The sequence below is a fragment of the Eubacterium sp. An3 genome, from assembly GCF_002159465.1.
GTDB lineage: Bacteria > Bacillota > Clostridia > Lachnospirales > Lachnospiraceae > Anaerobutyricum > Anaerobutyricum stercoris.
Window position 1 is genome coordinate 1 of the sequence record NZ_NFIR01000090.1, and the last position, 1,741, is coordinate 1,741.

Here is a 1,741-nt window from a genome sequence, read left to right on the forward strand (position 1 = left end):
TTCGCCGTGATCGTAGCCGTGCCGGCCTTCTTGCCTTTCAGCTTCACCACGGTCTTCTTGCCGGTCTTTTTGATCTTAACGACCTTTTTGTTGCTAGTCTTCCACTTCACCTTCTTACCCTTGAGGTTCTTCACCTTAAGCTTTTTAGTCTTACCGACCTTGATCGTGATCTTTTTCTTATTGAGCTTCGGTTTTGCCTTTGCGTCTGCGTTTATGGCCGGCGCCGCCGTTGCCAGAAGGCAAAAGGCCAGGGCCGCTGCAGATGCCCGCATGATGTTCTTCTTCGTCATGTCTCATTTCCCCTTTCACGAATTATTTTCTTGGAGAAGGAACTTTTCCTTCCGGTATTAATATGATGGAAACGGATTTTTTCGTTCCGGGTGGAGAACGGAATTCATTTTCTGTTAGAAGAATCCTGTTCCTGAATAAACCCCGGCTCCCTTATGACGAAGCTGGAAAGCTTTGCTCTCATGCAGAACAGAGTTCATTTGTCATAAGGACACACTGTCATTCGCTATATATAATAGGAAGAAACCCATTCCTTCTCCTGCTGAAAGAATCATTTTCTGTTTCCGGTATTAATATGACAAAATCCAAAATTTTCATACCGGAAGAATGAGAAAATATTTCTTTACCATGCTTGGTCTCATTATACAAATGAGGTTACGAAAATGCAATAGCGTTGGAAAATATTTCTCAGAAATAATGGAAACCCACCTCATAAGAGGTGGGCTGAAAGGGAAAATGTATGAAGTTTGCGCTTTCAATCCGTATAGGATTTCTACGCTCATAAATAATATGACAAAAACGAAACGTTTCGTTTGGGGAGCAAAGAGAATGATATTCCTTAGATGATATGGCTAATATATTAGATTTATTTAATTCTCACCCTATACGATTATTTATAAAGAACCTTGTTAATCTTTCTGACAAAAATTTATTCATGTATGATTTTTATCTCCCGCATATTGAAGATTTAATTGCAATCAGGAAAGCAGAATATTTCGAAAAAATAAAAGCCCATCCTCAGAAGGACGGGCAAAATGGATTAAGCGAACACAAACTTCAAAATGGCAAAAACAAGAAACGAAAGAAAGCACGCAAGAGCCACTGATGAAGCTATTCCCAGCACAAAGGCAATAATCCGGTCTTTGTGAAAGTCTATGTCCTCGGATTCATTTGATCTTTTTATAAGTAGGAATCCGATTAGAATTCCTATTAAAGAGATTCCGAACAGTGCTACAATGATATAAATGCCGTATGCCAAATACCATGAAATACAAGTGAATAGTGCTGCCGTGAACCCTCCCCGCCTAAATACAAGATTATAGGCGGGGCTTCCCATCGCATCAGGCACTAAGATGTCTCGTATGGAAAGCTGCCTGACTGCCGCTTTAGGCGGCATGGGATGCCCGACTACAGATACCGTTTTTCCTCAGCAACTCAGTCACGCGGCAGCTTACGCCGCCTTCAGTGTGCCGAGCACCGCAGTAAAACGAATGAGTGTAGCCAGGACGCAACTGGTCCGTCTGCTGAGCCCAGGGACTTTTGCCTGGGCCAGCAACCGTTCCTTCACAGGAATGGATTTTAATAGGACGCGGATGAAATACCGCGCCGCGATATTTTTTGAAGCGGAAAGGTCGCAGTTGTAGACCTTCCCAGTGGAAAAACGGCAGAGGCTGGCGGAGGAAAAGCCCGCATCCTTCCCGCGCGCGACCTTCCCGGAACCGTCATAAGCGAG

Annotated in this window: 2 pseudogenes; both read right to left on the bottom strand. The window is 43.7% G+C overall.

The window, feature by feature from the left end:
- Positions 1-290 (bottom strand): annotated as a pseudogene (locus B5F87_RS20400) (hypothetical protein); the annotation flags it as partial.
- A 1,169-nt stretch (positions 291-1,459) separates the two neighbouring features.
- Positions 1,460-1,741: pseudogene (locus B5F87_RS20420) on the bottom strand (IS200/IS605 family accessory protein TnpB-related protein); the annotation flags it as partial.